Origin of the sequence: Enterococcus sp. AZ078 (assembly GCF_051714985.1) — a bacterium.
Classification (GTDB): domain Bacteria; phylum Bacillota; class Bacilli; order Lactobacillales; family Enterococcaceae; genus Enterococcus_B; species Enterococcus_B hirae.
Window position 1 is genome coordinate 859114 of sequence record NZ_JBIOSW010000001.1, and the last position, 24176, is coordinate 883289.

Annotated in this window: 25 protein-coding genes and 1 tRNA gene; 22 read left to right on the forward strand and 4 right to left on the reverse strand. The window is 36.6% G+C overall.

Annotation, left to right across the window (positions count from 1 at the left end; genetic code table 11):
• Positions 1-8 precede the first annotated feature (8 nt).
• The 8 genes from IGJ18_RS04180 to IGJ18_RS04215 all read left to right on the forward strand — a co-directional run bounded on the left by IGJ18_RS04180 (position 9) and on the right by IGJ18_RS04215 (position 7346).
• The gene (locus IGJ18_RS04180; protein ID WP_207433119.1) at positions 9-2711 is read left to right on the forward strand and encodes a sigma 54-interacting transcriptional regulator; all 2703 of its coding nucleotides are present in this window, start codon (positions 9-11) and stop codon (positions 2709-2711) included.
• A 154-nt stretch (positions 2712-2865) separates the two neighbouring features.
• Positions 2866-3183 (forward strand): PTS sugar transporter subunit IIB, encoded by a 318-nt coding sequence (locus IGJ18_RS04185; protein ID WP_010719763.1) that lies wholly within the window; start codon positions 2866-2868, stop codon positions 3181-3183.
• A gap of 25 nt (positions 3184-3208) precedes the next feature.
• Positions 3209-3529 (forward strand): PTS lactose/cellobiose transporter subunit IIA, encoded by a 321-nt coding sequence (locus IGJ18_RS04190; protein WP_010719762.1) that lies wholly within the window; start codon positions 3209-3211, stop codon positions 3527-3529.
• Between the two features lie 124 nt (positions 3530-3653).
• Positions 3654-5111: a PTS sugar transporter subunit IIC gene (locus tag IGJ18_RS04195; RefSeq protein ID WP_034698839.1), complete on the forward strand. Its 1458-nt coding sequence runs from the start codon at positions 3654-3656 to the stop codon at positions 5109-5111.
• Positions 5112-5174: 63 nt separating this feature from the next.
• On the forward strand, positions 5175-5396 hold the full coding sequence (locus tag IGJ18_RS04200) for a hypothetical protein (RefSeq protein WP_010719760.1): 222 nt from the start codon (positions 5175-5177) through the stop codon (positions 5394-5396).
• A 27-nt stretch (positions 5397-5423) separates the two neighbouring features.
• Complete coding sequence (locus IGJ18_RS04205) at positions 5424-5606, forward strand: DUF3188 domain-containing protein (protein WP_010719759.1); 183 nt, start codon at positions 5424-5426, stop codon at positions 5604-5606.
• Positions 5606-6019, forward strand: coding sequence for a DUF3284 domain-containing protein (locus IGJ18_RS04210; RefSeq protein ID WP_010719758.1), 414 nt, complete (start codon positions 5606-5608; stop codon positions 6017-6019). The genes IGJ18_RS04205 and IGJ18_RS04210 overlap by 1 nt, the downstream gene beginning before the upstream one ends.
• Before the next feature lie 145 nt (positions 6020-6164).
• Complete coding sequence (locus tag IGJ18_RS04215) at positions 6165-7346, forward strand: GNAT family N-acetyltransferase (RefSeq protein WP_438842935.1); 1182 nt, start codon at positions 6165-6167, stop codon at positions 7344-7346.
• A 158-nt stretch (positions 7347-7504) separates the two neighbouring features.
• On the opposite strand, the gene IGJ18_RS04220 is transcribed toward IGJ18_RS04215, so the two are convergent.
• Entirely contained in the window at positions 7505-7669 is a 165-nt protein-coding gene (locus IGJ18_RS04220) for a hypothetical protein (RefSeq protein WP_010719756.1), read from the reverse strand.
• A 152-nt stretch (positions 7670-7821) separates the two neighbouring features.
• On the opposite strand from IGJ18_RS04220, the gene IGJ18_RS04225 reads away from it, so the two are divergent.
• A tRNA-Arg gene (locus tag IGJ18_RS04225) sits at positions 7822-7895 on the forward strand.
• 61 nt (positions 7896-7956) lie between these two features.
• Here IGJ18_RS04225 and IGJ18_RS04230 read toward each other — a convergent pair.
• Both IGJ18_RS04230 and IGJ18_RS04235 read right to left on the reverse strand, forming a co-directional pair.
• On the reverse strand, positions 7957-8352 hold the full coding sequence (locus tag IGJ18_RS04230) for a hypothetical protein (RefSeq protein ID WP_081128588.1): 396 nt from the start codon (positions 8350-8352) through the stop codon (positions 7957-7959).
• A 317-nt stretch (positions 8353-8669) separates the two neighbouring features.
• Positions 8670-9902, reverse strand: coding sequence for an aminopeptidase (locus IGJ18_RS04235; protein ID WP_010719754.1), 1233 nt, complete (start codon positions 9900-9902; stop codon positions 8670-8672).
• 258 nt (positions 9903-10160) lie between these two features.
• On the opposite strand from IGJ18_RS04235, the gene IGJ18_RS04240 reads away from it, so the two are divergent.
• Positions 10161-10730, forward strand: a complete 570-nt coding sequence (locus IGJ18_RS04240; RefSeq protein ID WP_010738183.1) for a TetR/AcrR family transcriptional regulator — start codon at positions 10161-10163, stop codon at positions 10728-10730.
• Positions 10731-10919: 189 nt separating this feature from the next.
• Here the strand turns inward: IGJ18_RS04240 and IGJ18_RS04245 are convergent, their stop codons facing one another.
• Complete coding sequence (locus IGJ18_RS04245) at positions 10920-11360, reverse strand: flavodoxin (protein WP_010719752.1); 441 nt, start codon at positions 11358-11360, stop codon at positions 10920-10922.
• Between the two features lie 158 nt (positions 11361-11518).
• Between IGJ18_RS04245 and map the strand changes: the two genes are divergently transcribed.
• The 12 genes from map (at position 11519) to IGJ18_RS04305 (ending at position 23984) form a co-directional block, all read left to right on the forward strand.
• On the forward strand, positions 11519-12283 hold the full coding sequence (map, locus tag IGJ18_RS04250) for a type I methionyl aminopeptidase (protein ID WP_010719751.1): 765 nt from the start codon (positions 11519-11521) through the stop codon (positions 12281-12283).
• A 26-nt stretch (positions 12284-12309) separates the two neighbouring features.
• A complete protein-coding gene (locus tag IGJ18_RS04255; RefSeq protein WP_010719750.1) occupies positions 12310-13233 on the forward strand; it encodes a YihY/virulence factor BrkB family protein in 924 nt (307 codons plus the stop codon).
• Between the two features lie 68 nt (positions 13234-13301).
• Positions 13302-14432, forward strand: coding sequence for a glycosyltransferase family 4 protein (locus tag IGJ18_RS04260; RefSeq protein ID WP_010719749.1), 1131 nt, complete (start codon positions 13302-13304; stop codon positions 14430-14432).
• Complete coding sequence (locus IGJ18_RS04265; RefSeq protein ID WP_010719748.1) at positions 14432-15232, forward strand: glycosyltransferase; 801 nt, start codon at positions 14432-14434, stop codon at positions 15230-15232. The genes IGJ18_RS04260 and IGJ18_RS04265 overlap by 1 nt, the downstream gene beginning before the upstream one ends.
• Complete coding sequence (locus IGJ18_RS04270) at positions 15229-16053, forward strand: glycosyltransferase (RefSeq protein WP_010738182.1); 825 nt, start codon at positions 15229-15231, stop codon at positions 16051-16053. Before IGJ18_RS04265 ends, IGJ18_RS04270 begins: the two co-directional genes overlap by 4 nt.
• Positions 16054-16066: 13 nt before the next feature.
• Entirely contained in the window at positions 16067-16783 is a 717-nt protein-coding gene (locus IGJ18_RS04275; protein ID WP_010719746.1) for a glycosyltransferase family 2 protein, read from the forward strand.
• 88 nt (positions 16784-16871) lie between these two features.
• Positions 16872-17738, forward strand: a complete 867-nt coding sequence (gene rfbA / locus IGJ18_RS04280; protein WP_010738180.1) for a glucose-1-phosphate thymidylyltransferase RfbA — start codon at positions 16872-16874, stop codon at positions 17736-17738.
• Between the two features lie 14 nt (positions 17739-17752).
• Complete coding sequence (rfbC, locus tag IGJ18_RS04285) at positions 17753-18325, forward strand: dTDP-4-dehydrorhamnose 3,5-epimerase (RefSeq protein WP_010719744.1); 573 nt, start codon at positions 17753-17755, stop codon at positions 18323-18325.
• A gap of 21 nt (positions 18326-18346) precedes the next feature.
• Positions 18347-19375 carry a dTDP-glucose 4,6-dehydratase gene (rfbB, locus tag IGJ18_RS04290; RefSeq protein WP_010719743.1) on the forward strand — a complete coding sequence of 343 codons (1029 nt, stop codon included), beginning with the start codon at positions 18347-18349 and terminating at the stop codon, positions 19373-19375.
• Between the two features lie 181 nt (positions 19376-19556).
• The gene (gene rfbD / locus IGJ18_RS04295; protein ID WP_053766096.1) at positions 19557-20405 is read left to right on the forward strand and encodes a dTDP-4-dehydrorhamnose reductase; all 849 of its coding nucleotides are present in this window, start codon (positions 19557-19559) and stop codon (positions 20403-20405) included.
• 51 nt (positions 20406-20456) lie between these two features.
• On the forward strand, positions 20457-22508 hold the full coding sequence (locus IGJ18_RS04300) for a DUF7657 domain-containing protein (RefSeq protein ID WP_081115122.1): 2052 nt from the start codon (positions 20457-20459) through the stop codon (positions 22506-22508).
• Positions 22509-22730: 222 nt separating this feature from the next.
• Positions 22731-23984 carry an EpaQ family protein gene (locus IGJ18_RS04305; protein WP_438842936.1) on the forward strand — a complete coding sequence of 418 codons (1254 nt, stop codon included), beginning with the start codon at positions 22731-22733 and terminating at the stop codon, positions 23982-23984.
• Positions 23985-24176: the final 192 nt, after the last annotated feature.

The following is a 24176-nucleotide window of genomic DNA, read 5'->3' on the forward strand; positions in this document are numbered from 1 at the left end:
GGGATTGTATGAACGAAAGACAAGAAGAAATATTGGATCTATTGCATGAGAAACAGCAAGGATTGACGGCAAGTGATGTGGCAAAACATCTAAAAATCGATCGAAGTAATGCAAGTCGATATCTCAGCGATCTCTATAAAGACCGCTATATTATCAAAAGTTCCGGCAGACCAGTCGTCTATTCATTGCCTCCGCAAAAAACAGCCTCTGACAAAGTTCACGTTGATGCATCGACCCAAGTGACGTTTGATACACTAGTTGGTGAAAATGATTCTTTGAAAGTAAGCATCCAGCAAGCTAAGGCAGCCATATTATATCCTCCTCGAGGATTGCATACAATCATTTTTGGTGAGACAGGAACGGGTAAATCGATGTTTGCAGAATGTATGTATCATTTTGCGATTGATTCTGAAATGCTCTCAGAAGATGCACCTTTTGTTTCATTTAACTGTGCGGATTATGCGCAGAATCCACAGTTACTGTTTGGACATATTTTTGGAATCAAAAAAGGAGCTTATACTGGGGCATCGCAAGATAGTCAAGGGTTGATTGCGAAAGCGAATGGTGGGATCTTGTTTCTTGATGAAATTCATCGTTTACCACCGGAAGGACAAGAAATGTTGTTTACTTTTATTGATAAAGGGGTCTATCGTCCGTTGGGAGAAAGCGCCCACGTCCATGAAGCATCTGTTCAGATCATTGGAGCAACCACCGAGTCATCCGAAAGTTTTTTGACAACCTTTAATCGCCGAATTCCTATGGCAATCACATTACCAAATCTGGCTTCTCGTTCATTAGATGAACGTTATGAAATCATTTCTTTATTTATCAAACAAGAAGCCAATCGTTTGAATCAACGTATAGATATCGAAAAAGAAGCCATTTTGGCATTTATGCTTTATGATGCAGAAGGAAATATCGGACAAGTCAAGCGTGATTTGAAATTAGTGTGTGCGAAGTCATTTTTACATTATCGGACACATAATGAAGAAAAACTGATCATTCGTAAAGAAGAACTGTCTCTCCAAGTACAAAAAGGGTTGTTGAAAATCAAAGAAGTACCTGAACGTTTGGATCGCTTTATGGATAGTAAGAGTCAATACCTGACTTTTGAGCCTGGTTTTGCTGATGTTGTTTGGTCACAAGATCCAGAACGAAACATGCAGGTCTATAATGATATCGAAGAAAAAATGCTTTCTTTATCAGAAACGGGTGTCGAAAGTATTGATTTAGAAACTTTGATCTCGAAAGATGTGGATGCTTATTTCCAAACTTATGTCAAAGAGTTGACAAAGAGTACGATTCCAAAAGATCTGTTACCAGATGATATTTGGCGGTTAACCAACGAGTTATACGATGTTGCAGAAGCTAGGTTGGATCGAATCTACAATGAAAAAGCTCGATTTGCCTTTGCCCTTCATTTGCAAAGTACATTGGATCGGGTCAAAGAAGGACACATGATTGTTCATCCTGATCTCAACAACGTACGCAAAAATTTTAAAAAGGAATTTCAAGTAGCCATTGATTTATCTACGATCATTGAAGAAGAACAACAAATTGAAATTCCGTTTGACGAAATTGGTTTTATCAGTATGTTTCTTTCCATTAATCTTGGCGAAAGTGAACCAGTAAAAGAAAATAAAGTTGAGGTCTTAGTTTTGATGCACGGCAGACAAACCGCCTCAAGTATGTTGGAAATGGCGCAAGAATTATTAGGAACGAAATTAGGTACAGCATTTAATATGCCGTTAGCCATGGAAGTCCAAACGATGTATGAAGAAGTGCTGGCTTATGTTCAAAATCGTCAGGCAAGTCTGACGAATGGATTGATCTTACTGACGGATATGGGTTCTTTAAATACCTTTGGTGACTTGATTTTTGAAGAGACTGGAATCAAAACGAAAGCAATTACAATGAGTAGTACGATGATCGTGATTGAGGCATTACGGATGGCGAATGTTGGTCGGAGCTTGGAAGATATCTATCAAAGTATCCAGATTTCCTTTGAAACGATCGTCAAGGACCAATTCAAAGAAGAACAAACAGAGACCTATGAACGTAAAAAAGCGGTGATCGTTACTTGTTTTACTGGGGAAGGTGTAGCAGCTAAATTATACCAGCGGATTGTTCCTGTAATCGACCAGAAAAAGGTCGAAGTGATCCAAATGCAGTTTTTAGAACGAGAATCATTTAAGCGACACATTGATGCATTATTAGAAGAATATGAGATCAAAGCCATTGCGGGCACGGTAGATGTGGATTACCAAAATATTCCGTTTTTCTCAGCGTATGATGTCTTCAACGATGAGAAATTGAATATGCTCAAGCGGATCGCTGATGATGAAGTTCCAACTGCCAAAATCGTTGATTCATTAAAAGATTCTTTAAATTCGATTTCTTCGGTAGAGATTTTGATCCATTCTTTACAAAAAAACATCCAGCAAATCCAAACGGATCTCTCAATTATAGTAGAGCCAGGAGTAGATATTGGGATCGTGATTCATTTAGCCTTTTTACTGGATGGACTGATCAAGCATGAGAAGACCCGAGAATTTGAGAATCTGTCTACTTTCTCAAAAATTTATCGTTTAGAAATGGACATCGTTCGAACGAATCTTATTGGATTGGAACGGAAATATCAGGTGAATATCCCAGAAAATGAGATTGCCTTCTTAACGCAAATGTTTATTGAAAATAAAATTAAAAAATAAAACACACTAATCTATTTTTTTACACAGATAACATCAGTGTGCGCACAGAAAAGAAGGACCAAAGGCTATGAAAACGCTATTTTGGTTCTTTTTTTGTTTGGCATGCTTCTTGCATTATAAAAATGTGTAAAACAAATTAAAAGGAGTGGAGAAAATGGCGAAAAAAACGATTATGTTAGTATGCTCTGCGGGGATGAGTACAAGTTTGCTAGTTACGAAAATGCAAAAAGCTGCAGAAGAAAAAGGAATGGAGGCAGATATTTTTGCTGTTTCAGCTTCAGATGCTGATAATAATCTTGAAGCAAAAAATGTCGATGTCTTACTTTTAGGACCTCAAGTCCGGTTTATGAAAGCTCAATTTGAGCAAAAATTAGCACCGAAAGGGATTCCGCTAGATGTAATCAATATGCAAGATTACGGCATGATGAATGGTGCAAAAGTACTAGAACAAGCCGAAAATTTGATGCAATAAATCTATAGGAAATGGAGGGAAAAATGTGGAAGATCAACAAAATCTCGAAGCCATCATGGGACTCATCATGTTTGGTGGTAATGCCAAGAGCGATGCAATGGAAGCGATTTCTGCGGCTAAAAAAGGTAATTTCGAGTTAGCGGATCAAAAAATAATGGATGCAAAGGAATCATTAGTCCAAGCCCATCATTCACAGACGCAAATGTTGACACAAGAAGCACAAGGAAACCATGTTCAGGTCACGTTATTGACCGTACACAGTCAAGACCATTTAATGACGTCGATTGCTTTTACTGATTTAGCAGAAGAACTTATTGAACTTTACCGAAGAATCAATGTCGAATAAAGACAGATGAACGAAAATAGAACCTTCTTTTTTGAACGGAAGAAGAAAAAATTTTGAACGGATTTTTTTAATTTGGTATGAGGAAGCAATTCTTTATATAAACAACTTATAGGAGGATATAAAAATGAACGGATTAACAAGTTGGATGGAGAAATACATCCTTCCGGTTGCCGCAAAAATTGGCGCGCAGAAACATTTAGTTGCTTTGCGTGACGCTTTTATCGGTACTTTACCTGCAACAATGGCGGGATCAGTCGCTGTAATGATCAATGCAATTATTCGAGATTTACCACAGCAATTTAATAGTACGTATGCAGATAGTTTAGCAGCGGACAAAGGAATTTTTGCAGTATTAAATGTTATTATTGGAATTAATGGATTTGTATGGAATGGAACTTTAGCAATTGCCGGCTTGATTTTTGCCTTTTCTTGGGGATACAATCTTGCGAGAGCTTATGGGGTCAATGACCTAGCCGGAGGGATCGTTGGTCTGGCAACTTTGATCCAAGGAATTTCTTTTGGTCCTTCATTGTCAGCCGCTTTGAACGTGAATGTTCCTCAAAATATCGTTGATGCCATCAATGGAACAGAATTAGGGGCAACGATCGCGGATGGAAATTTATCTGTTGGTCTTTGGGGTTGGCTAAAACTTGATCATTTAAATGGAAACTCTTATTTCACAGTCATGATCATGGGTGCTATTTCTGTCATTATTTTCTGTAAATTAATGTTAGCCAACATTACGATCAAAATGCCAGATTCTGTACCACCAGCAGTATCGAAGGCTTTTGCCGCAATTCTGCCAGCAACGATCGCTTTATATGTCATTGCTATTATTAATTATATCGTTGGCCGTATCGCTGACGGACAATTGATCATTGATTTAGTTCAAAAATATATCGCTGAACCTTTCTTGGGATTATCTCAAGGGATCGGTGCTGTTTTGATCGTTACGGTCTTTGTTCAGATCTTCTGGTTCTTTGGTATTCATGGACCAAACGTGTTAGCTCCAGTTTTAGAAGGAATTTGGGGTCAAGCACAATTGATCAATATCGATATTTTCCAAAAAGGTTACAATGGCAAAACAGGAACACCTGCAGTCTTAGATGCAATTGAAGATGGTAAGGCTTATATGTGGGTTCGTGGATCCTTTGATGCCTTCGCTTGGTTCGGGGGTTCTGGTGGTACGATCGTTCTATTGATTGCTATTTTACTCCTTTCTAAACGTGCCGATTATTTGACAGTTGCCAAATTGTCGATCGGACCTGGTATTTTCAATATCAATGAACCAGTTATGTTTGGTTTACCGATTGTATTGAACGCTATCATGTTCATCCCATTCTTATTAGCACCTGTTGTTGCAACAGCTATAGGTTGGGGAGCAACTTACTTTGGTTTGGTCGCCCCAGTATCGCAGTCAGTCGTGTGGGTTGTTCCACCATTCTTACTCTCGTTCCTAGCTACCGGAGCAGACTGGCGTGCGCCAATCGTGACATTAGTATGTATGATCGTGACTTTCTTAATCTGGGCACCGTTCGTTATCTCAGCGAATAAGATGGATCCAGCAGCAGGCGAACAATAAAAATCAATGAGCAGAAGCATTTTTTGCTTCTGCTCTCTAAACAATAATCTAGGAGGAACTAAAATGATTTCAATCGCAAGTGCCATGCAACAAGATGCTATCAAAGAGTTATTAGAAGGTTACAATGAAGATGGCTTTTCATATACATTTAAAGAAAAACAAGGGATCAAATTGTTTTTTGAGACGAGCGCACAAGATAAAGAAGCAGCAGCACAAAAAGCAAAAGCATTAATCAAAGCACAACCATGGGGCACTGTTTTATATTTTCAAGCAACAGCAGTTTAACTGGTTGTAAGATAGGAAGGGTTCAAAATGATGAAAAACGGCTTATTTTTATGTAGTATTGGTTCACTGATCGTATTGTATTGTTTAAATCCTAGTTCGCAAAACTATGATTTGTATAGTATGGCTACAGGACTATTTCTGGCAGGTTTAGGTATACATTTCTTTTTAAAAGGGAAAAAAAGAGAAGAAGCAAAGGGGAAAAATAGCTAATGGAAATCGTTAAAACTTTAAATATTCCAGCATCCTTTTTCTATGATAAAGTGATGGACTCTGTCCTTTTTGATGTACGTAAAGCGACTGGAAAATCGGTTACTCGTAAACAACTTAAAAACCTTGAATACGTCAAACAATTCTCACAAAATAGCCGCGCTCGCATCAAGATCGAGGAAGTTATTGAAAATCAGTCGTATAAATTTCGAACATCTACCACAAAAAATGATTATGTCGTCCATTATCAAATTAAAGCGTTAGATGATAAAACCTGCGAAGTACGTTATACGGAACAAATGCAATCATATGGGATGCTACAAAAATTGAATGATATGATTTTAGGAACGATGTTGATGTATTTTAAAAAACGTCGCTTCAAAAAAATGTTAGTAATGATCGAAGAAACATACTAGTAAAAAACTAATTGTGGCAAGAAGCAGTTGATTCAGCTAAATAGTGATTTATTGAAATAACATTTTTATTTTGATAAAGTGACTATGGTTGGATCACTGAACTTGACACAATTTTTTATTGTTTTTGATGGAAGGGGTAACAAAAATGGCAAATGAAGTAAAAGAACTTGGTGTTGCTTATCAAGAAGCGATGTTTGAACTAGCAACCTATGCATTTAATGCGCAGGATACACCTGCAAGACGTGAACGATTCAAACTGATCGTTGAAAATTCATGGAATTATGGTTTTTTTGACGAGGAAGAGCAACTCACTAGCCAAGTAATGGCGACGCCTTTTTCTGTTGAATTTTATGGGCAACAGTATTTAATGGCAGGAATCGGTTATGTAGCATCTTATCCTGAAGCTAGGGGACAAGGCGGGATCAATCAAATCATGGAAAAAATCTTAAAAGATTGCCGTGAAAGAAAAGTAAGTCTTTCTTATCTTGCTCCATTTTCTTACCCATTTTATCGTCGTTACGGTTATGAGCAATTGTTTGATAAAATCAATTATCAATTGGATAGTCGAGATGTACCGAACGTGAAAAAGACGGCTGGCAAAATGAAACGAGTGACTTTTGAACAAGCAAAAGAAGTCATAGAAATGATTTATAAACAAATGCCAGCAAATCAACGTGGTGGATTAAGTAGAGAAGACTGGTGGTATACTTATAAGTTTAAGCAAAAGACAGATAATCATTATGCGCTGTATTACGATGAATCTGGTCAAGCAGCGGGATATGTGGTTTACAAGTTAACGGCACCAACATTTGTAGTAGTCGAATGGGGCTATTTGAGTCATGAAGCCTTTCAAGGATTAGTGAGGTTTGTTAGTTCCCATAGTGGGGCGTTTGCTTCTTTTGACTATGCTTGTGGTTATTCAGGTAGTGATCAAAATTATTTGCTTAAAAATCCTTTTGCACAAATGACGATCACGCCATATATGATGGGCAGAATTGTTGATCTTGAGTTGTTTTTGAAAGACTATCCTTTCAAAAAACAAGCGCTCACTTTTGCTTTAGAGGTAACAGAAGATCCTTACGCACAGTGGAATGAAGGGATCTTTGAGATCACTGTATCAAATGCAGGGGTGAAAATTGAAAAAGTAACAGAAACAAAATTACCAACCATCAGTGGCACCATTCAACGCATGACTCAATTATTAATGGGGTATCGTCAGATGGAAGACCTTGTTTTTTACAATCACATCCAATTGTCAACTGAAGCTCTATTAGAAATGGCGCCATGCTTTCCAAGTCAGCAACCTATTCTAAATGATTATTTTTAAAATGAACGTAAAATGTTTGTTGTTTAACACATATAACGCCCTCCAAGGTTTTCGACGAATTCTTGGAGGGCGTTATCGTATAAAAAGCTATTTTGAAATTTTTTCGATATCATTCTGAAAATCAGATTGCTTTTTTGCCACTGATTTATCTCATTTTTCTACAGCAAATCTTCTTTTTTAGTAAACTTGAATTTGCGACTTTCTTTTTTCTGAGGTTTTTCATCTTCATGCTGTTTAATGGCTTCTTTTGATAGTTGTTCTCGTTCTTGTTTAGAAGCATCAAAGCGTTCAGCATATACTTCTTCTTTTGGTTTGTCTTTCATAAATAAAACCTCCCTCATCACTTGTTAGATAACTCTATTTTATCACTCGTCAAAAGCTAGTGGAAACGTTTTGCTTAGGAAGAAAAATGATTTTTCTAAGAGAAGCTTGCATGTGCTTCTTAAACAAGCTAAAATAATACTATTGAGAACTTGTTCCTGTAGCTCAGTAGGATAGAGCAATCGCCTCCTAAGCGATAGGTCGCTGGTTCAATTCCAGTCAGGAACGTTAAAAACCTGTAACCGTTGTGGTTCAGGTTTTTTTGTTTATGTGGGACCAAGATAGTTTTCTACGCTACATTCGATTTTTCTGGTGAGTGAAAGACAGCTTTTCTAAATTTTTTTGATAAAGGAAAGGTAAACATACAAATAAGCAATAATAACTGGCTCAAAGTGATGATAGTTAAGCAAACTGTTTGGTATTTGACCAGTAAATAAAAATGGATGCCTAATTCGATAATATTAATCAAGATAAGGTACAAGTAGTATTGTTTCTTTATTTTACATTGATAAATACAGTAGAAACTGAACCGATAATCTAAACAAACCAAAAATAGCAAAATGAATTTGTGAATAGTCGTGAGCATATCATGTTGGTTAGCTAAACGATGAAAAAATAATAATACAGTCGGCAGAGGGATATAAAGTGTTAATAGTAAGACAAAAAAATAAACAATAAAAGGCATACTATCTCTCCATCATTTTTTCTAATTTTTAATAATGAATGTTGTTTTTGTCAATCTTATCAAAAAACAGAAAATGTATTAATAGAATTTCGTGATAGATAGTATAAATAATTTTTATAAAAAACTTGAACAACAGGATCAAAAAATCGCTTATTCGACCATCTTTCAGTGAGTAGCGGGGAAAAGTGTTGTCTGTAATAGAAATAATCATCACAAAAAAGAGAAGAAGTCTGTAGTACCCCCAAAAGTTAGACCAAAAATCTAACTTTTGGAGGTCGTTTAAGATTTCTCCTCTTTTTTTGTATCGTTTTATCAGATTAAGCCCAGTCACCATTTCTAAATACTGGAACAGTAGAACCGTCTTCACGGATACCGTCAATATTCATTTGGTCAGAACCAACCATAAAATCAACATGGGTTTGGCTGCGGTTAAGACCAGCTTGCGCAAGTTCTTCATCGGTCATTTCAGTACCACCTTCGACACTAAAGGCATACGCAGATCCTAGAGCTAAGTGATTCGACGCGTTTTCGTCAAATAGAGTATTGTAAAAGATAATACCCGATTGAGAAATTGGCGAAGGATCGGGAACGAGCGCTACTTCTCCTAATGAGCGTGCGCCTTCATCAGTGTTGAGCAAGGTTTCCAATACTTCTTGACCTTGTTCAGCAGAAAAATCAATGACTTTTCCAGCTTCAAAAGTAAACTTCATCCCTGAGATGATCGTACCTGCATAGCTCAAGGGTTTTGTACTAGAGATATAACCATCGATCCGTCGGTAATCAGGTGCAGTAAACACTTCTTCAGTAGGCATATTTGCCATGAATTTTTCTCCACGGGAGTTGTAACTTCCTGCGCCTTCCCAAAGATGATTTTTTGGTAGGCCAATGACGATATCTGTGCCAGGGGCAGTATAGTGCAGGGCAGTAAACTGTTCTTGATTTAATTCATCGGCTTTTTTTGCTAATTTTTCATCATGTTCTTTCCAAGCCTGTACAGGATCTTCTTCGTAAATACGAGTTGTTTTAAAAATTTGATCCCATAACGCATCCAGTTGTTCTTCTTCTGGTAAATCTGGGAAAACTTTAGCTGCCCATTGTTTACCAGCCGCAGCGACTACAGTCCAGCTTACTTTATTTGCTTGGGTCGCTTTTCTTAGATTCATCATTGCTTTGCCAGCGGCAGTTTGATACGTAGCGATTCGTTTTCCATCTACGCCACCAAAAGCATCTGGATCGGCAGATACAACACTGATTCGGCTAGCACCTTTAGCGATCCAATCATCAGTCTGATCAATTTTATATTGTGGAACAGTTTCAAGACGGTCTTGTGCAGCGTAAGAAAGAAATTCTTTTTGGATCACGTCGTCCGTCCATTGTACGATCACTTCAGCAGCACCTAAACGATAGGCTTCTTTGGTGATCAAGCGAGCTAATGGGGCTTGATCGACGTTGATTTGTAAAACAACTGTATGGTCTTTTTCGACGTTTACGCCGGTTTCAACAATTAATCGTGCATATTTTTCGAGGTTCTCATTAAAATTTTCTAACATAATCCATTTCCTCCTAATGTTTCATCCAATAGCTATTTGTATGATAACATTTAATTCTTTTAGAGACAATCTGCCAGAATCGTAAAATAAAAAAATGGATGTTCTTCTAAATGATGTCTAGAATTTATAAAATTGATTGTTTTTAAAGTAATTTTTTAAAAATAAAAAAACAAGTTGTGCATAACAAAATAATCATGTTACAATTAAATTAATCAATGGTGGAAGCGTTATAAATAATTTCAAGGAGATTAAAAAATTATGGCAAGAAAAAAGACGATCACAAAAGATCAGATTTTGGCAGCCGCTTTTGAAGTGGCTACCACAGAAGGATTTTCAAAATTTACGGCAAGGAATATTGCAAATAAAATGAATTGTTCGACTCAACCGATTTATCTTGAGTTCAAAAACATGGATGATCTGAAGCAAGCCTTATTTGCTCAGATTTACGAGTACTTGAAGCATGAAGTGTTCCCAGTTGTACATACAGGAAATACCATTATCGATTTAGCTGTAAACTATATTGATTTTGCCAATCGAGAGAAAAAATTATACAGTTCTCTGTACTTAGAAGAATATGGTGGGGGAAGGGAGATGCAAAACTTCTCTTATAATTATTTTGTCGAGACGGTCAAGAAAGATCCAGAGTATGCTGATCTATCTGCGGAACAAATTGAGTCTTTGCATAACACAATTTGGATCATCGCTACAGGATTAGCGGCACTGATGTCTTCAAGTATCATTCATCCGACCAAGGAACAAATTGAAAAAATGATCCAAGATAGCATCAATGCGACGCTAAATACGAAAGAAACGATCCAAGTGAATTAAACAAACTACTTGAAGTATTTCTCGAAAGTCTTTCTCAAACATACACATTGATTTTTTGAAATTAAAAAAGCTTCTAAAAACATGATAAAAAGAACGTGTGACGCTAACTCTCTCCAGCATCACACGTTCTTTTTATCAAATAATTGAAGTTTTGCCAAAAGTTCTCAGCTGTGAGCTGACTGCTTTGGCCTATAATTTTGAAACAAGCGCCTTAGCAAATGCTTCGAGTTTTTCGATGTCTTCTTCTTCAGCGTTTAAATCAACTTTAACATTTTCTGTTCCTTTGACTGCTCCTGTTTTCGCAAAGGCAGCATCGAAGTCATCTACGGACTTACAAAATTCATCATAAAAAGTGTCTCCAGAACCACAAACGCCATAGATTTTTCCAGACAAGTCAAGTTCTTGTAAATCTTCATATAAGTCTACGATCTCATCTGGTAAGTCACCATCATCGTATGTATAAGTTGCGACGACACAAATATCTGCATCCTCAAATTCATCTGCATCCACTTGAGTACACTCATTGATTTCAACATCAATATCTAAATTTTCAAAAGCTTCTGCTACGATATCAGCAATTTCTTCTGTATTGCCAGTCATACTTGCGTAAACGATTTTTGCTAAAGCCATGGGTTGCCTCCTACTTATTGATATATGATCCTCTAACATTTACAGATTATACCAAAACCTTTACTAAAAGAAAACAAGTCATGTGAAGAGAATCTGATTTGGCGAACGACCGGACACTATGGTAAAATGAGGAAGATTTGTAAAAAGGAGACGAAAATATGATTACATTGAAATCAGCACGAGAAATTGAAACAATGGCTGAGTCTGGCGCGTTGTTAGCGGATGTACATAAAAATCTGCGAGATTTTATCAAACCAGGCGTGACGAGTTGGGATATTGAAGTTTTTGTTCGTAACTATATTGAAAGCCATGGTGGGATTGCGGCTCAAATTGGATTTGAAGGCTATGAGTATGCGACTTGTATTAGCATCAATGACGAAATTTGTCATGGATTTCCACGTAAAAAACCGCTGAAAAATGGCGATTTAGTGAAAGTGGATATGTGTATCGATTTAAAAGGCGGCATTTCTGATTCTTGTTGGGCTTATGTAGTGGGAGAGTCAACACCGGAAATTGACCGCTTGATGGAAGTGACAAAAAAAGCTTTGTATCTAGGAATCGAACAAGCGCAAGTTGGGAACCGAATTGGCGACATTGGTCATGCTATCCAAACTTATGTTGAAAGTGAAAACTTAGCGGTTGTCCGTGACTTTATTGGTCATGGTGTGGGTCCAACGATCCATGAAGAACCTGCTGTCCCTCATTATGGTGAAGCAGGAAAAGGTCTACGGTTAAAAGAAGGGATGGTTATTACCATTGAGCCAATGGTTAATACTGGAACTTGGAAAATGAAAATGGATCCAAATGGCTGGACTGCTTATACAAGAGATGGTGGCTTGTCTTGCCAATATGAACATACACTGGCAATTACGAAAGATGGACCAAGAATCTTAACTTCTCAAGGTGAAGAAGGTACGTATTGAGAAGCTAGATCAATAAGGAGAATTTGATGAAATTATTAGGGAAAATAAAGCAAAACGAAAATTTAATGCGTTTTATTGCAACAACAAAAAAACGGATCACTGATTCAGAAATGGGTACCACGTCAGTTGTTGTGGCGTATTATTTATTATTGTCTTTATTTCCCCTAATTATTGCGTTTGGTAATATTTTGCCATTTCTAAAAATCGATCAAGAGACAGTATTGACTTATGTGCGGCAAATCATCCCTGAGACGGTCTATCAGTTTATCGGTCCTGCAATTCGAAATTTGTTAACACAAAGTTCCGGTGGCTTGTTGTCGTTATCTGCTTTAGCTGCTTTGTGGTCTGCCAGTCAAAGTATCAACGCTTTACAAATTGCCATGAATAAGGCTTATGGTGTAGAAAATAGAAAGAATTTTTTGATTGTCCGTTTCTTTTCATTAGTAGTGATTTTGCTTTTCATGATTGCGATTAGTGGAGTAACGATTTTTTTAGGACTGGGTCAAATGATACTTGAAGCGCTCCAACCGATTTTTAATTTTTCTGGCAATGTGATTATCCAGTTCCAAACTTTGAAATGGCCGATTACCTTAGTTGTCTTATTTATCATTATGTTTTTGATTTATGTGATAGTACCGAATGCGCAATTAAAACTAAAAGCAGTGATTCCGGGAACGATTTTTGCTACTGTCGGCTGGATGTTGCTATCTCAGGTGTTTGGAATCTACGCAAAATACTTTGCAACAAGAGTCAGTGGATACCAAATCATCGGGAGTTTCATCGTCTTGATGCTATGGCTCAATTTTGCTGCTACAATCATTATATTTGGCGGAATCATCAATGCTGTTGTGCAAGAATACATAACAGGTAACGAAATCAAGAAAAGACGAGTTTCTACAAATAAATGGTGGATTCGTTTCAAAAATAAATTTTCTCATAAAAAAAAATAGAACTGCGAGTTTTTATTGCTTGAGTGTTTTATAATAATTCTAGACTCTTAATTAAAGTAGGTGCCAATATGCTTGTTTCATTTAGTATGGTTGTCAAATTTTTTTTAACAATCTTGTTATCTTTAGTACTAACGCCCATATTTAAAATTATTTCTGTCCAAACCGGAATGGTGGATAAACCGAATGCGCGACGTATTAATGAAATACCTATGCCTTCAGCTGGGGGACTACCCATTTTTATTTCATTTGTCGTATCCACCTTATTGTTTTTTCGTGACATCATTCCCAAATTTTATATCATTCCTATTTTACTAGCTTCCTTAGTGATCATTCTAACGGGAGTACTGGATGATAAATACGAGTTGACGCCTAAACAAAAGTCCGTCGGGATCTTATTAGCAGCGTTGATCGTCTATTTTGTGGCAGATATTCACATTGATTCAGTAACATTGCCCTTTTTTGGTTATATCGAATTGGGTTGGCTGAGTTTTCCTGTGACCATTTTTTGGATTTTCGGTATCACTAATGCAATTAATTTGATTGATGGATTAGACGGCTTGGCAACCGGAATCTCGTTGATCGGGTTGATTACAATTGGTATTATCGGATATTTTTTCCTACATGCTTCTACAGTATACATACCAATCGTCATATTCTGTTTAGTGGCAAGCATTATTGGCTTTTTTCCTTATAATTTTTATCCTGCCAAAATTTACTTAGGAGACACTGGGGCATTGTTCTTAGGATTTATGATGGCTGTTCTTTCTCTACAAGGTCTGAAGAATGTAACATTTGTTTCTTCTATCTCATTATTGATTGTGATGGGCGTTCCAGTAACAGATACATTTTTTGCGATTATTCGCAGAAAAGCGAACCGTGTCTCTTTTTCTACAGCAGATAAAAAACACCTACATCATCGATTATTGAGTCTAGGTTTTACGCATAAAGGAGCAGTTTTGACCATTTATGCTATGGCATTGATGTTTTCATTTACTGCCATGATCATGAACTATACTGGGCGTCTCGGTTCGATTGTTTTGATCGTTTCGATGCTATTTGCGGCTATTTTATTGTTTGAGTTGATTGGATTAATCAACGAGAAGCATCAGTACATTCTTAAAACTTTACGTTTTTTAGGCAATAAAGAATATCGAACACAAGTCATACAGAAATATAAAAGGAAATGGACTAGACACTAATGAAAATAAATCAAAAACAACCGATTTTAATTAGCATCGTAACGGCTAATAGTCAAAAGATTTTTCAAACGTTAGATACGCTTCTAGCCAGCATAAATGACCAAGCCATGGTTGAGATCTTGATTTTCGATAATGCTTCGTCGATTGACTACCAAGAACGATTGAAAGAATATCTAAAGTATCCGTTTGTCAAAATCTATTTTAATCAGGAAAATAAAGGATTTGGTTATGGACATAACCATAATTTATTAACGAGTGACTTTTCTTATGCTGTGATCTTTAACCCAGATATTCTGGTGGATCAGCAGACAGTCGTTGACTTGGTCAAACTTTTGCAGGAACATCCAGAATGTGCCATGTTAGCACCTAAAATATTGAATGAAGATGGAACGACACAACATTTGATTCGCCAAAAATTAGATGTATTCGATTATGTATTGCGGTTTATTCCGGCTCGTTTTGTCAAGCAGTTGTTTGCTCAACGTTTAGCAAAATTCGAATGCCATGATTTGTCAGAAACAACCAATAGCTACGTGCGTATGATCTCTGGTAGTTTTATGGTCGTTGATGTCAATAAATTTAAAAAAGTCAACGGGTTTGACAATCGCTATTTTATGTATTTTGAAGATAATGATCTTTGCTTAACTTTTGAAAAAGCAGGAGAAAAACTCCTTTATACGCCGTTATATACGATTGTTCATTTATATGGAAAAGGCGCTCATCGCAATTTTAAACTTTTTCGTATCTTTTTACAGTCAATGGTGAAATTTTTCAATAAGTGGGGGTGGACTTTCTTTTGACCATACCCAAAATAGTAGTCGTTATCGTATTATACCAGCAGCGTTTTAGTCAATCGCCTTCTTTTGATCTGCTCATGAAAGCTGTCAAAGAGAAGAAAATTCAACTGGTTGTTTATGATAATAGTCCCGTTAAGCAATTGGAGCCATTATTAGAACAAGACAAAGATATAAGCTACTATCATGATCCATCAAATCCTGGTCTGGCTACGGCTTATAATTATGCGTTGAATCATGCGCAGCAGAATATTCGCTATTTCGTTACACTCGATCATGATAGTCAATTGACTGCAACGTATTTTGATACGCTATTAACGATTGATTGGACAGATGAATTGGTTGCAGCAGTTCCGTTGGTTTATGCTGGAAGCAACCAAATATCGCCTGTTTTTGCGGATCGCTATATCAATCGTCAAGTTGAAAAGGTTGATCGATCACAGCTCAGTCAAAGACGAATCATGGCGATTAATTCGGGCGCTGTTTTTTCTATCAAATTTTTAAAGGAAATTGGCGGTTTTAATTTAGATTTTCCCCTTGATTTCTTGGATCATTGGCTTTTTTGGACGATCTATCAGTTCAAAAAGACAGTTTTTATCTTACCTGAAAAAATGGAACATGATCTTTCAGTTCTTGATTATCAGAAAGTTTCTGTTACAAGGTATCAGTCGATACTGAAAGCTGAAAAAACTTTTTATCAAAATTATGATAAAGAAATGTTACCGCGTCATCGAAAACAATTATTGTTACGTACAGTAAAACAATTTTTAACAGTCAGAAATCGTAAAATATGGCGTTTGACATTACAATCATTTACTGAAAACTGAAGGGTGTGAATTTGTGCGATCAGTTTGTATGGCTACCTTTAATGGTGGCAGATATTTAAGAGAACAATTGGATAGTATTTTAAACCAACTGACACTTGAGGATGAATTGATTATTTCAGATGATGGATCGACAGATGAAACTTGTCAAATTATAAAGGAATACACGCAACTAGACAATCGAATCAAATTTGTTGAAGGACCAAGGAAAGGTGTCATTGCCAACTTCAACCATGCCATTCAACAATCTAAAGGTGACATCATTTTTTTAGCAGACCAAGATGATGTATGGCTACCTAATAAGGTGGCTAAGATTACCGCATATTTTGAAGAAAATCCGCAACAATTAGTAGTAGTGAGTGATCTAGTGATTGTGGATGGTCAACTCAATGAGATACACGCGTCGTATTTTTCCTATCGGCATTCCCGAACAGGCTGGCTCAATAATTTGATTCGGAGTAATTATATCGGTGCCGGTATGGCTTTTCGATCTTCATTAAAGAAAGAAATAGTACCAATTCCTTCTGAAGTACCAATGCATGATATGTGGATTGGAATGTTAGGTGGAACTCGTGTTGGGTTTATTAGAGAAACATTGACACTTTATCGTAGACATGATTTTAATGTGAGTGAAATCAAAACAAACACTAAACTAACCCAAAAAATTACCTGGCGGTTGAATCTGATCAAGGCGCTTGTGAAGAGAAAATGGTTTGGAATTAATAAAAGATAGTTAAATCGTTAATAATTCCATGACAAATAACAAGTTTGATGAGATAATAACAAGGTGAATTTTAAATTGAAAAGGAGAATTTATACTCATGAAGGGAATCATTCTTGCTGGGGGAAGTGGTACACGCTTATACCCTCTAACTAAGGCAACTTCAAAACAGTTGATGCCAGTCTACGATAAACCAATGATCTACTATCCAATGTCTACACTAATGCTAGCGGGTATCAAAGAAATCCTGATTATCTCTACTCCTCAAGATACACCAAGATTTAAAGAACTGTTTGGTAATGGGGCAGAGTTAGGATTACAAATTGAGTATGCAGTGCAAGAAAGTCCAGATGGGCTAGCACAGGCTTTTATTATCGGTGAAGAATTTATCGGTGATGATAGTGTGTGCTTAGTTTTAGGAGATAACATCTATTACGGTGGTGGCTTATCTAAAATGCTTCAACGCGCTGCTTCTAAAGATACTGGAGCAACAGTGTTTGGTTACCACGTTAATGATCCAGAACGTTTTGGTGTTGTAGAATTTGATGAAAAGATGCAGGCTCTGTCAATCGAAGAAAAACCTGCGCTACCAAAATCAAATTATGCAGTAACAGGGTTATATTTTTATGATAATGATGTTATTTCGATTGCGAAAAACATCAAACCTTCTGAACGTGGTGAATTAGAGATCACTGATGTAAACAAAGTCTATCTAGAAAAAGGAAAACTATCTGTTGAATTGATGGGTAGAGGTTTTGCTTGGTTAGACACTGGCACGCATGAATCTCTTCTAGAGGCATCCACATTTATTGAAACGATTGAAAAACGTCAAAATCTCAAGGTAGCTTGCTTAGAAGAAATCGCCTACCGAATGGGATATATCACTAAAGAGCAATTACTTACATTAGCTCAACCGTTGAAAAAAAATCAATATGGTCAATATCTTTTACAGTTGGCCAACAATTAAGGGAGTCTGAAGTAATGAAAGTAACTGATACTAATTTAACAGATGTGAAGATCATTGAAATGGATGTTTTTGGTGATCATCGTGGCTTTTTTACCGAAAGTTATTCCAAAGCAAAATTTGTTGAACATGGTTTAGATTTTGATTTTGTTCAAGATAATCATTCATTATCGGCAGAAGCTGGTGTTATCCGCGGACTGCATTTCCAAAAAGGAGAAGCAGCACAAACGAAATTGATTCGGGTAACTTCTGGTGCTGTTTTAGATGTAATTGTCGATATTCGTAAAGGAAGTCCAACCTATGGTAAATGGGAAGGCTTTATCTTATCTGAACACAACCATCGACAACTTTTGGTGCCTAAAGGTTATGCTCATGGATTTGTGACATTGACACCAAATGTCAATTTTCTTTACAAATGTGATAATTACTACAATGCACAAGCTGATGGTGGGATTGCCTTTGATGATCCAGACTTAGCGATTGATTGGCCTATCGATCTTTCCAAAGCGATTATGTCTGAAAAGGATCAGCATCATCCAACTTTAAAAGAGTTTGAAGCAGAAAATCCATTTGTTTATGGTGAAATTTAGGATTGCAAGGAGAATTTTTATATGAAAAATATCATTGTTACTGGTGGTGCCGGATTTATCGGCTCAAATTTCGTCCACTATGTGGTCAATCATCATCCAGAGGTTCATGTTACGGTGTTAGATAAATTGACTTATGCTGGGAATAAAGAGAACTTAGCAGGACTACCTAGTGACCGTGTAGAATTGGTCGTTGGTGATGTTGCGGATGCAGAATTAGTGGATCGTTTAGTCAAAGAAGCAGACGCCGTAGTCCACTATGCAGCAGAATCTCATAACGATAATTCGCTAAAAGATCCATTTCCTTTTGTCCAAACCAATATTATTGGTACGTACACCCTGTTAGAAGCTTGTCGTAAATACAATGTTCGTTACCATCATGTATCCACCGATGAAGTGTATGGGGATTTACCTTTACGTGAAGATTTACCAGGTCATGGAGAAGGCGAAGGGGAAAAATTTACAGCTGAAACACCTTATAATCCATCAAGTCCATATTCTTCAACTAAAGCGGGCTCTGATCTATTAGTGAAAGCTTGGGTTCGTTCATTTGGGTTGCAAGCAACGATCTCAAATTGTTCAAACAACTATGGACCATATCAACATATTGAAAAATTTATTCCTCGTCAAGTTACTAATATCTTAAGTGGTATACGTCCAAAACTATATGGTGAAGGAAAAAACGTTCGCGATTGGATCCATACGAATGATCATTCATCTGCGGTTTGGTTGATTTTGACTAAAGGAAAAATCGGTGAAACTTATTTGATCGGTGCCGATGGGGAAGAAGATAACAAAACAGTCATGGAATTGATTTTGGAACTTATGGGACAACCCAAAGATGCTTACGACCATGTCAACGATCGTGCAGGACATGATTTACGTTATGCAATTGATTCGACAAGGTTACGTGAGGAGCTAGGTTGGCAACCTGAATTTACCAACTTCCGTGATGGTTTAGCTGATACAATCAAATGGTATGAAGAACACCAAGATTGGTGGAAGAAAGAAAAAGAAGCTGTGGAAGCAGCCTATGCCAAAAATGGTCAATAAATGATGATAAGCCGGATTTAAGGAACTCTCAAAAAATTCGGGTAAAAAAGACACGCATGAAGTTGTAAAACGTGCAGAAAAAAATTAGTATAAAAATAGGAATTGTTTATTGGCAATTGTAAGGGGAGCTGTGACAGATGTTGCAGACCCCTTTTTAAAACAAAAAAGAGGAGAGATCAGAATGTTCTTATTAACCGGAGGAAATGGTCAACTTGGAACGGAATTACGCCATTTATTAGATGAAAAAGGAATGGCTTATGTGTCAACTGATGCTGCTGAGCTGGATATTACTGATGCAGAAAAAACAATGGAATATATTACAAACTTAAAGCCAGAAATTATTTTTCATTGTGCAGCGTATACAGCCGTTGATAAAGCAGAAGAAGAAGGCAAAGAATTAGATGAGAAGATTAACGTTGATGGAACTAAAAATGTGGCATTGGCTGCAAAAGCAGTGAATGCTAAATTAGTATATATCAGTACGGATTATGTCTTTGATGGCAAAAAGAAAGACCAAGAATACCGCGAAGACGATCCAACTAACCCATTGAATGAGTATGGTCGCACAAAATTACTAGGGGAACAAGCAGTTCAAGAAATCTTAGAAGACTATTATATTATCCGTACTTCATGGGTATTTGGTGTTTATGGACATAATTTTGTCTTTACAATGCAACGTTTAGCCGAAACGCATGATCGTTTAACTATTGTTAATGATCAATATGGTCGCCCAACTTGGACTCGAACACTTGCTGAATTTATGGTATATGTGATTGAAAAACAAGCACCTTATGGCGTATATCAGTTATCCAATGATAATAGCTGTTCATGGTATGAATTTGCCAAAGAAATCTTAAAAGATACGGATGTCGAAGTAGCACCAGTCACTTCAGCAGAGTATCCACAAAAAGCAGTTCGCCCACAATATTCTGTGATGAGTCTAAAGAAAGCAGAAGATCTAGGCTTTGTCATTCCGACATGGCAAGAAGCATTAGCAAAAATGTTGGAAGCAGCTGAAAGTTTGAAATAGCAAACTTGTTTTTCCGTAAAAAAAAGAACAAACTAGAAATTGGAGAATCGCATGGAAAAACAAACAAGACGCGCGCAACGAACAGCCGTGAAGCCTGAGCGCACAGATCATTCTGTTCTTGATGTCTTTCTAAAACTTCGTTACCTCATCGGATTGCTAGTCATTGTAGTTATTGTAACGTTTAATTTGAATGGTAGTTCATTGGGTGTATGGGATAAATATGTATCGCAACGAGATGACGGAAAGAAAACTGATGTCATCTTCGGGCAAAATAGGGAAGTTCGTTCAGATGAATGGCTCGTGCAAACACCTTTTTATCTTTCACAAGCTGAAAATGACTATCCTTTAGTAAATCCCGATTATTCCTTAAATGGACAAAATATGATCATTGCTTATAATTCTCCTGTTAAAGATATCACAGTTATTGGTAAACCATTCAATTGGGGATTCTTTTTCTTGGGAAGAGATCGTGGGCTTTCGTTTTATTGGGCAATGAAATTAGTGGTCATGGTTTTATTGGGGTATGAAGTTTTAATGATTTTGACAAAAAGAAAAAAAGCTTTATCACTCGTAGGCGCCTTTGCCTTAACTTTCTCACCAGCAGTCCAGTGGTGGTTCATGCAACACGTGGGAGATCTGATTTTCTTCACATTAGGACTAATGGTTGCTTTTTATCATTATTTTTACCAACATCAAAAAAAATGGGTACGAGCAATGATGATGAGTTTGATCGTCATATTTGGTCTAGGTTTTATCCTGGTGATTTATCCAGCCCATCAAGTTATGCTTGCTTATTTACTTGTCTTTTATTTTGTTGGGTTATTGCTCTATTATGGGAAGCGAATCACTTGGGATTGGTTTGATGCAGTACTGATCATTGGGGCAATATTATTTATAGGTGGCGTACTGATCCACTTTTGGTTAACCTCTAAAGATGCGTTACTGGCTTCTTTAAATACCTTATATCCAGGAAAACGAGTAAGTACAGGAGGAAAATGGCATTTAGGAGAGTTCTTTTATTTTCTGACAAACTGGAAAATTTCGTTTAAAGATATCAATTTTTCTAATAATTCTGAAGTTGCTCTGTTTTATCATTTCTTCCCGACCGTCTTTTTAGCAAGCCCATTTGTTTTATTTGGTAAAAAAAATAGTGAACAAAAACTGTTTGGACGGATTTTAATGCTCTTTTGTCTGTTTTCAATTTATTGGATTACTTTAGGATTACCAAAATGGCTCGCTGAACTCACTTTATTATCTTACGTGCCACCTTTTAGAGCAATCTTAACCTTTAGTTTTGCAGCTTGCCTCTTAACCATATGGTTTATTGCCTATATTTGGCAAGAAGATGTGATCCCAACATGGTATAAATTTTTCCTATTGTTGGCGAACGCGGGAATCTTTACGTATGCTTTGGTCAATTCCAAAATGACAAAATACTTTACCGAATTTGAGATCACCATGATCGTGATTGTTGGTACGTTAATCTTGGCATTTATTCTGTTCCGACGTTGTCGATTGTTCTATCTTTCGTTTATCGCTTTGATTGTAGCTTCAGGTTTCTTTGTGAACCCAGTTGTAGAAGGAACTGGTGCGATCTTTGAAAAGACTCTGGCAAAAGAGATAAAAGCAATTGATCAGGCAGATCCACAACAAGTATGGTTAACAGAAGATGAGCTGTATAACTTTACACCAACATTAGGCGTAAAAGCTTTTAATTCGGTACGCTTTTATCCAGACATGAAGGCATGGGCTAAAATTGATCCAGATAAAAAATATGAAAAATATTATAATCGATATGCCCACACACGTGCCTTTATTGCTAAAGAAAAAACTTCATTTGTTTTAGATCGTCCAGATATGTTTTCTGTGACCCTCAACTTTAAAGATGCTGAAAAGCTTGGAATCAAATACGTGGTCAGCAAACGCCCGTTAACTGATTATAATCAATTGTACCAAGCACAATTCACTCAACTATACGGTCCTGATAAAGATGGTTATATGATTTTTGAAGTAACCTATCCTGAAAACGATCCATCTACAGCCAATAATGCTGTGAATAATACGGATAACCAAGTAGATGAATGGTCGTATACAGGCGGTTGAGCAAGTAATTATTAGGTATTGAGTAATTGATATGGGAGTGTAAGGAAGTAAATTTCTTTACTGCTTCTTCTGAAATTGCTCAGTACCTATTTTTAGGTTCCATGTTTTTTCTTTTAAAAAGATTGGATGAAGCACTAAAAGTGAGTTTTTTATCAATTAATCTAAAAATAGCATTGCCGTTTGTTTTTAAAAAACAGTATAATAAAACAGTATGAAAGGAGGATGGAGATTATTCAGACGGTTATTGGAAAATTAATAAATAAAATGAGTGTTGGATTACTGATTCTATTTCTTTCTGCTATTTATTTTGTATGGACAGCAGGCCTAGGCAATGCTCAAGCGCTTTTTTTATATGACAACAGTGCGCAATTTGTTACGTTTGGCATTGTCATTTTATTTATTTTAAACGTATATAAAGGACGAAGAGCTGACTTTATTTTTTTAGCAGCGGCAATGCTTATTTATTTTCTGTTTGATCATTTCCGTGAAGTAAGAGCAAGTTCTATGAATGTAGATCTTTTGATCCCGCTAATCATAGTCTTTTGTTTGACGGTTAAATGGATTCAGTTTGATAAGTTAGATCGTTCGATTTTTATTTTAGTATGTTATGTCTTTCTTGGCATTACGTTATACCGCATTTTTACTGAAATAAAAATTCCTGATGGTGAAAGTATTTGGTTGCCTGATAATAAAGTTTCCGATATTTGGATCAACACGAATACGATTGGTAGTACTTTAATGACCCTCTCCCTACTGATCAGTGGGTTTGCCAGTTCATTTGAGCGCTGGTATGTTCGGGTATTCGTTGGATTTCCGAGTGTGATTGCTGGGATTATTGGTATCTGGGTCTGTCAATCAAAAGGTGCTTTAGTTGCGATGATCGTATTTGTTTTACTGGATATTTGGCCAAAACAATTGTTCAAAATAATACGAGCGCCATTTTTAGCCTACATGATTGTCACGATTTTTGCGTTGCCAGTTTCTTACTTAGCAGCTCATTCCGAGCATCTAAATCTCTTTACTGGTCGTGAAGAAATTTGGTTGAAATTCTATGAGACTATTTCAGAAAAAAGCGAACAAGTCTGGGTTGGAATGAAACCGTTCATTTTTCAACGTGGAAATCAATTTTTAGGAAATCACAATAGTTATAATTCATTTTTAAATCTATATGGATTGCTGGGTGTCATCATCGCAGGGGTACTAGTCTTAATCTATGTAGGCCGATTGACCTTAAAAGCAGATTTATCGAATGGACAAGTAACCTTTTTATGGGCATTCTTTGCAGTGATGATCCAATCCTTTATGGAAGATACTTTAACTTCTTTTCCGTGGGTACCTATCATCTATCTGTTATTGGGAATGGCAAGTCACCGGTATGATGATTTAAAAAACGTTGCAAACAAGCGGAAAATAGCAAATCAACAAACGAGGGGAACGACAGACGGATCTTTATCAAGAGTAGCACGCCGACATTAAATATTTAGATAAGAGCTAGTTGAAACAAGTTATTCTTGGGTCAGCTAGCTTTTTGCTTCATTGCAATTAAATTATTTCTTATGTAAAATAAAAATGTTAGCGTAAAGTTGCTTAATAGAAAATTAAGAAACTAAGAATATCACAGTCCGTGAGTAAAAGTGTGGTAAAATGGCACATGACTGTAATTAACAG